The 7,703-nt window shown below is 65.8% G+C and carries 4 protein-coding genes; all 4 read right to left on the bottom strand.

Going from position 1 to position 7,703, the window contains the following annotated elements; genetic code table 11:
* On the bottom strand, positions 1-2,356 hold a 2,356-nt coding region (locus tag C5F75_RS01865), incomplete at its 3' end, for a type VI secretion system Vgr family protein (protein WP_104011812.1).
* A gap of 103 nt (positions 2,357-2,459) precedes the next feature.
* A complete protein-coding gene (locus C5F75_RS01860; RefSeq protein WP_059573644.1) occupies positions 2,460-3,023 on the bottom strand; it encodes a hypothetical protein in 564 nt (187 codons plus the stop codon).
* A complete protein-coding gene (locus tag C5F75_RS01855) occupies positions 3,004-3,807 on the bottom strand; it encodes a TagF domain-containing protein (RefSeq protein ID WP_226094364.1) in 804 nt (267 codons plus the stop codon). The genes C5F75_RS01860 and C5F75_RS01855 overlap by 20 nt, the downstream gene beginning before the upstream one ends.
* On the bottom strand, positions 3,786-7,694 hold the full coding sequence (gene tssM / locus C5F75_RS01850; RefSeq protein ID WP_059573642.1) for a type VI secretion system membrane subunit TssM: 3,909 nt from the start codon (positions 7,692-7,694) through the stop codon (positions 3,786-3,788). The genes C5F75_RS01855 and tssM overlap by 22 nt, the downstream gene beginning before the upstream one ends.
* Positions 7,695-7,703 lie beyond the last annotated feature (9 nt).

The following is a 7,703-nucleotide window of genomic DNA, read 5'->3' as shown; positions in this document are numbered from 1 at the left end:
GCGGCAGCTCGCTCGGCGGCGGCAGCTCGCTCGGCGGCGGCAGCTCGCTCGGCGGCGGCAGCTCGCTCGGCGGCGGCGTCTCACTCGGCGGCGGCGGCTCGATACTCGGCGGCGGCGGCTCGACACTCGGCGGCGGCGGCTCGATGCTCGGTGGCGGCGGCTCGGTCGGCGGCGGTGGTGCAACGCTCGGCGGCGGCGGAACAACCGTCGGCGGCGGCGGCGGCGGCGGCAGAAGCGGCTTGGTGATCTTGAACATGAAAGTCGGGAATGGAATCGGCGGAATCGCCCCGCCCCCACCGCCGCCGCCCGCACAGCCGTCGCCACATCCAGGATTCAACTGCAGCGGCGAACCCTGAACCACGACCTCGTTGCTGCCGACGATCCGGATCTTCGTGCCGACCAGCTTGATCGTGCCGTCGGCCGTCATGTTGATGGCCGACGCACCGCATACGATGGAAAGCGCACCACCGACGTTCAGCGCATAGGCACCGCCCACCGACGTCGACATCGCACCGCCCACCGCAATCGCATACGCGCCGCCGACGTTCAGCGCACAAGCACCGCCGATCATCGTCGACTCGGCGCCGCCCACCGCGTAGCTGGCGGCGCCGCCCACGATGCTGGTGAACATGCCGCCCACCGCGCGCGTGTGTGTCAGCGCGACGCCGACCGACAGACTCGCACCGACCGTGAGCGACTCGTTGCGCTTCGTCAGGCGGTTCATGTCCCGCTCCGCCTGCATGTGGAATTCCTCGGCGCCCTTCTTGTCTTCGAAGCGAATCCCGCTGTAGTTTTCGCGGCCGCCGGTGATCGTCTTGCTCTTGAAGCCGCTCTTCGTCGCTTCTCCGGGCAGATCCCACGGAGGCGGCGTCACGGTGTTGTACAGGCTGCCGAGAATCAACGGACGATCGGGATCGCCGTTCATGAAGCCGACGATCACCTCCTGCCCGATGCGCGGGATATAGATGCCACCGAAATTCACGCCCGCCCATGCCTGGCTGACACGCACCCAGCACGAATCCGTCGCGTCGTTGCGCGCATACCGGTCCCACAGGAAGCGCACCTTCACGCGGCCGAACTCGTCCGTCCACACTTCGTGTCCCGGCGGACCCACGACGATCGCCGACTGCGGGCCACTCGTGGTCGGCTTCGGCGTCTCGCGCGGCATCCGGAACACTTCGCTCGTCGGTTGTACGATCAGCTCGTTATTGCATTCGTACCGGTAACCGCTGCCGGATTCGTCGGCGATTTCGGTCAGCATCAACGCCGCTTCGATGATCAGATACTCGCGGTTGGCTTCCTCGTGCTTGTGTTTCGTCAGCGTGAAGGTTTGGCCGCACGCGAGGCCGCGCACGTTGCCCTTGCCGAACGCGCGCGTGCCGGGCGCACGGCGCTCTTCCATCCGGACGCGGCTGATGAGATCGCCATGCTTGCTGTCGGTATAGTCGCCGGGCCACTCGAACAGTTCGCCTTCGCCCCAGTTCGTTTCGCGCGGCTGATGGTTCGACGTCACGAGCTGCGCCCTCGGCCGCGTGAAATCGAAATCGTCGACCACCACGCGCCCCGGCCGCAGCGATTCGTCCGTCGAGAAATAATTCAGATACTCGATGTCGATCTTGCCGCCTTCCGGGTGGTGCCTGATTTCGTGATAGGCGGCACTCGGCGAGCGGCGGTGCGCGCCGATGTGATCGCACAGCACGAGCCGGTGCTTGCCGTCCGAGTGCTCGAAGAACCAGTAGATCCCCCACTCCTCCATCAGGCGCTGGATAAAATCGAAATCCGTCTCGCCGTATTGCACCTGGAATGCCCGCGGCTCATTGCGCGTACTCTCGCCCTGCACCGTGTACTTGTCGACGTCGAGCCGCTTGTCGACCGGATACGGATAATCGCTCAGCACGGTGTCGATGATCTCGACCACCGTCTTGTCCTGAAAGATCTTGTAGTCGCTCGTCAGCGTGGCGAGCCAGAGCCACGGCCGCAACACGATGCGGTAAACGTTGTAGCGCCCTTCCGTGCGCAGGAAACCCGCTTTCACGACGAGGCCGCTGATTTCCCGCCCGCCGGCGCCGACACCGCCTTCCACGCCCGTCCCGATGCCCTCCAATTGCACACTGACGGTCATCTCGGTGCCGATCATCGCCTTCAGATCGAGATTCGCACTGGTCGACAACGGCACGTGAAAATCGTCCGGCGTGCGCAGCAGCAACTCGTACGTGTAAAGTTTCCCGAGATGCTCTCCACCGCGAAGCGACAGGAATCGGAGCGCGGGCTTGCCAAGCAGCCGTGGCATCGCATCGCTGCGAATCACCACCGTGCGCTCCTGATTGATCAGTCCTTCCGAAGAATTGATTGACATGCGATCTATTCGCTCCCACTCACCCAAAACAAAGATGCGCCCACGCGCATTGCCCTATATCCGCATGCAGCAGCCGTATGGCGCCGCCCTGCGGTTGCCTGCGTCATGTGCCGGATGCGCGCGCCGGATACCGGACACGCACCGCCGCGAGCTTCAGCAGCACGTCGATCAGCAAATCGGCGCCGATACTCGTCGCGGCATCGACCAGATAGCTTGCGGCCAGGTCGAGATCGCTCGCGTCGCGCGCATCGATCACCTTCCGTCCGAATGCAACGACGCGGCGCATGCAGTAGACCGCGCGCACGCCCGGAACCAACGGCGCGCCACCGCCGGGATCGATTCCCGCCACCCACTCGACCGGCGCGGCATGTACGCCTAACCATTCGGCCAGCATGCTGGCGATCGTCGCCAGGTTGCCGTTCGCGCATAGCGCGGCCACCTTCGCGTCGTCCACGTCGTGCAGTTGCCACGCAGCCAACCACAACGTGCGCTCGAGCTTCTTGATGTGCGGCGTGCGACGAAACGCGACAATCTCGCGATATTCGCGGTGTCGGCTGCGCAAGGTCGTGCAATTCGAAGCAATCGCCCGCTCCAGCGCACGCGTGCCCTGCTCGTGCTCGCACGGCAGTTGATCGAACGTGTATGTATCAGCGTTCCGTATGTTCATGAGTCCGCTCTTGCTCGACATCGACGGTGCAATCCGAATCCGGTTCGTCGGCGTCGCGCGCGATCGCCGCCGCGCCCGCCGGCAAACCGGCGATCCACCTCTGATCGACGAAACCGCCGCGATCGTCCTGTTGCCAGAACCACCCGCCTTCGCCCTGCGTCGTACACCGCGGCCACGCCGCCCACGGCACCTCGGGTACGCCGGTCAGCACGCGCGCGGGATCGTCGCCGCAGCCCGCCCCTTGAATTTCCGAATCCGCCGACGGCACGACCGCCTTTCGGCCGCGCCTGCCCATGCGCGGCCATACGAATGCGTGCGCCGCGTCCCACAGCGCATCAAGTTGCGTGTACAACGACGACACGAAGCGATCCGGATCGGCCGGTTGCGCACGCGGCGGCACGTACCTCGCCAGCAGGCGCGCCATCTGGAACAACACGCCGCGCGGCTCGCGCAGCCGGCGTTCCAGCCAGCGGCGCGACACGGTGCAGCAGACGATGCATGGATGCCGCCGTCCGGCCCGATCGCACGAAGCGGCCATCACGCCGACGACATATCGCCCATCGGCGAACGGCGAACAGGCGGGCGTCAGCACGAAACTCCACGGCAACGCATGTGTGCCGCCTTCGCCGGACAGATGCGCCGCCCATTCGGGATGACGCGTCAGCCAGTGTTGCCATTGAAGAGCCTGCATGACGGTCGTGCGGTGCCGGATCTGCTCGACCGACGCGGGGAGACGCCCCCACAGCGCCGGCATGCCGACCGTCACGCGAGCCCCCCAGGGCAATGAAAGCTCGTCAGCAGATTGCTCGTCAGCGGATTCGACTGCCCGCTCGTCATCAGCTCGAGCGCCGCATGCCGACCATCGAAATCGAACGCCAGCGTCAGGCGGCTGGCCGATGCCGTGCCGGTCAACTGGCCGCGCTCGATCAACCGGAACAGCGCCCAGGGCCCCGTCGCGACGATCGTCGACGTATCCGGCCGGATCGCCGGTCTTGCCGCGATCTCCGCTACCGCGCCGCCGCGCGGTCCGGGCCAGCTCAGCGCGAACGGCGTGACCGGGCCGTGCACGTAGCGCTGCGTCTGACCGTCGACGTCAATCAGCAATTCGGTGATCTCCGGGTCGATCGCGGCCACCTTCGCATCCATCTTCCACGCCATCCGTTTTGCACCCTGATCGCGGAAGAACACTTCGCGGATCGCCGCCGCACGTTCGAACGGTGCGAGGCTCGGCCCCTTGATCGGCGGCATGCCGGGGCTCAGTGACTTGTAGCGCCACGGCTTCGCGTTCGTATCGACATAGCTCGCCAGCGATTTCTGAAAGAACTCGTCGAATACGCCGCCGCTTGCGAACATCCGGTTGAAGTCCTCCACGTCGACTTCCTGGCTGCTGCGCACGAACGGGTATTTGCCGTCGATGGTGCGCCGGCAGGTTTGCCCGACGCTCGTATCGACCTGCATCGCGAGCAGCCCGCCGACCTCCTGCCCGACCTTGTCCGCCACCTGCGTCGCGATACCGCCCAGGACGAGCCGCAATGGCGCCGGCAGCTTTTCGGCTTCGGTCTGCAGCGTCGTGCCGATATCCAGCGCCGGCGGCATGCTGTTGGCCGACAGTGCGTTGCTCGCGACGACGAGACGCGTGTATTGCTCGTTGATCAACGTCAGGATCGCGTCGAGCTGCAAGGCCTTGCCGCCCACCGAAATCGGCTTGTCCGTCATCGCCGGACCGCTGCCGGTGTCGGCCTGCCCGGTGGTGACTTCGCGCAACGCCGCAAAGCGGTTGTCGACGAACTCCTTCTCGAGTCGCGTTTCCGGCCGCTGCGCGGCGATCTTCCCGGCTTCGACCGCCGCCGTTCGCGCCGCCGAGGATCGCCGGCCGACCGCTGCCAGCGCGAGGTCGTTCAGCGACGACGGCTCCGGTGCATCGATGACCGACAGCGACGTTTCCCGGACCACCGCGCGCGCCAGCCTCACCAGCGGCGAATCAGGGGCGGCGAGTGCGCGCAGCGTCGCCTGGTCGAGCGCCAGCGTGCCGTCCCGGCCGTTCTCGCCGCTCGTGGCCGGCCGAATGTCGGCGAGAAACTGCTGCCAGTAGTTTCCGTAATCGATCAAATACTGGCGGCGAATCTCGTCGGCGAGCGACGATCTGGCCGCCACGATCCGGGTGCCCTGTATCGATGCCACGAGATCGTTGCGCTTCGACGCGCGTCCCATGACCCAATCGTCGTCGTCTTGCGCGCGCGTGAGAAATTCGGGCAGACGCTGACTGAACAACGCGTGATAACCGTCATACGTGTAAAGCCCCGGCACGCCTTGCTCGAAGCGCGACCCGTCCACCAGCTTGAAAAGCGACGCGCCCTGCAGCCCAAGCGCCTGCGCGAGCGTGAAGTTTTCGGGCGCCTCCTTCTGCATCGCGCCGATCGCCCGCTCGTACAGCCGCCTCGGCGCGGGGTTCTGGCTCAGGAAGAGGCGTGCGCGCTGCACGAGCGCGGCATCCTGCTTCATGGAAGGTTTGACCGGACGGCCGTCGACGAACAGCGCCTCCAGGTGCCGCGTCATCGCATTGCGGCCGCCCATCGCCGCCGCGCTGTCGGCGCGCTCCCAGTCCCGCAGCACCCAGGCCCGGACTGCCTTCGCGTCGTAACGCCCGGCTTCGTACAACATCAGGTAGATGGTCAGCGTGCGATATACATCGTCCGGGTTTTGCGCGGCGATCTGCGTGTTCAGATCGCCTTCGACGCGCGCCACGATCTGCGGCATCAACGTCTGCTGCAACAGGCTCAGATAGGTCGTATCCGACGCCGAGACGATGGCCGGGACCACATAAAGGCCGTAGCGGTACGCAAGGCCCGGTGCATCGAGATCGAAATCGCCGTGGCGCGGGAGATCCCTCGACCTGTCCAGCAGGCCGCCGATCGCCGCCGCTTTCGGTGCCTTGTTGTATGCCGCAGCCCGCGCGGCCAGCGCCGACGTCTTGCCGGAAATCGCGGACAGATAGTTCCGGTTGTTTTCGTAGCTCACCGTGAGCGAAAACGCGAGCCAGACGAACAGGGCCACGGTCAGCAGATGGCCAGCCCAGCGCATCGTTCTGAAGCGAATCTCCCACTTCAGATCTGCGCGGACCAGATGCGCCTCCGGCACGATCACGTGCTGGAACACGTTGCGCAGGAAATAGCTGCGATGCCCGGCGATCGCATCGTCGCCACGCACGTGCGCTGCCGTGTCGCTGGTCGTACGCAGGCGTGCCAGCTTGCGCCTCAGGCGCTGCAGCACCGTGTCGCGGTCGACGGTCATCACCTGATCCGTCTGCTCGGCGCTCGTGAAATAGACGCCGCGCAGCATGTTCTGCAACTGCGCGTCGTCGTAGCGGGAATCGAGGAACACCAGTTCCACCAGATCCGCGAGCAACGCCGACAGGCTGCGGAACTCCTGTGCCAGCGGGTACAGCCGCTTGCGACGCTCTCCCTCGTATTCTTCGAGCAAGCGGTTGTTCAAGCCGGCGTCGACCCGCGCTTCCAGCAGCGTCAGTTCACGCATGCAGTGACGTCGCAGCCCGTCGACGCTCGCCGCGCCCGACTCGTCGCACGGCAGCGTGAAACCCCAGATCTGCGTGCGCCCGTCGGCCGTCAACGACTGGAAATACTCGGTAAAGCCCGGCAACAGATCCAGCTTCGTGACGAATACGTAGACGGGGAACCGAATCCCGAGTTGCTGGCGCAGTTCGCCGAGCCGGGCCCGCAAGCTCGCCGCGAGCGCGGTGCGCTCGACTTCCGACCGGTTGACCAGGTCCGCCACGCTCACGGTCAGGATCGCGCCATTGAGCGGCGCGCGCGGCCGATGCTTGCGCAACTGGCCGAGCAACGCCTTCCATTCCGCGGCGTTGACCGTCGTAGCCGTTTCTTCCCGCGCGTCGTCCTGCTCGACATAGCGACCTGCGGTGTCGATCAGCACCGCCTCGTTCGCGAACCACCATTCGCAGTTCGCGGTGTGCTCGATCCCGTGCGCGGACACCGCCGCCATCTGGTCGGTCAACGGAAACTGCAGGCCCGACCCGAGGATCGCGGTCGTCTTCCCGGCCCCCGGCGTACCGAGCATCATGTACCACGGCAGCCCGTACAGATGACGGTCCACCTCGAGCAGGCGACGCCATCCGAGCGTGCCGCCGCGCAAGCGCTTCAACTGCGCGATGGCCTTGGACACCACCATCGCAACCGCACGCACTTCGTCGCGGCCGATTTCGGCCGGCTCGTCCCCCTTCGGCTCGAGAAAGCGCTTCAGCAGCGCATCGTTCGACCGCAACGCCTGCCACAACTTGTACAGACCGTAGAGCGCATAGCAGAACACGATCGCCGCGACGATCAACACGCGCACCCAGATCGGCTGGAGCGGATGATGCTCCGCGAACCCGAACAGCGGGCCGACGTGCCAGAGCGCGACGCAAAGCGCGATCACCCAGACCGGACTCAGCGGCCACCTTCTCAGCCACAGGACGAGCAGGCCCGCCAACAGCGCGATCACGATCGAGCGGATCACGGCGCCGGCGAACGGATGCAGCTCGCCGAACACGAACAGCGGCCCCAGAAACCAGACCGCCACGCATGCCAGCAGAATCGCCACGCACGCCAGCATCCGCCACGAGACCAACCATCTGAAAAGACGTTTCAAATAAGACATGCTGAATTC

It is taken from the genome of Burkholderia anthinoferrum, assembly GCF_002925705.1.
In the GTDB taxonomy this organism is placed as follows: domain Bacteria; phylum Pseudomonadota; class Gammaproteobacteria; order Burkholderiales; family Burkholderiaceae; genus Burkholderia; species Burkholderia semiarida.
This window is presented reverse-complemented; position numbering and strand designations above follow the sequence as displayed.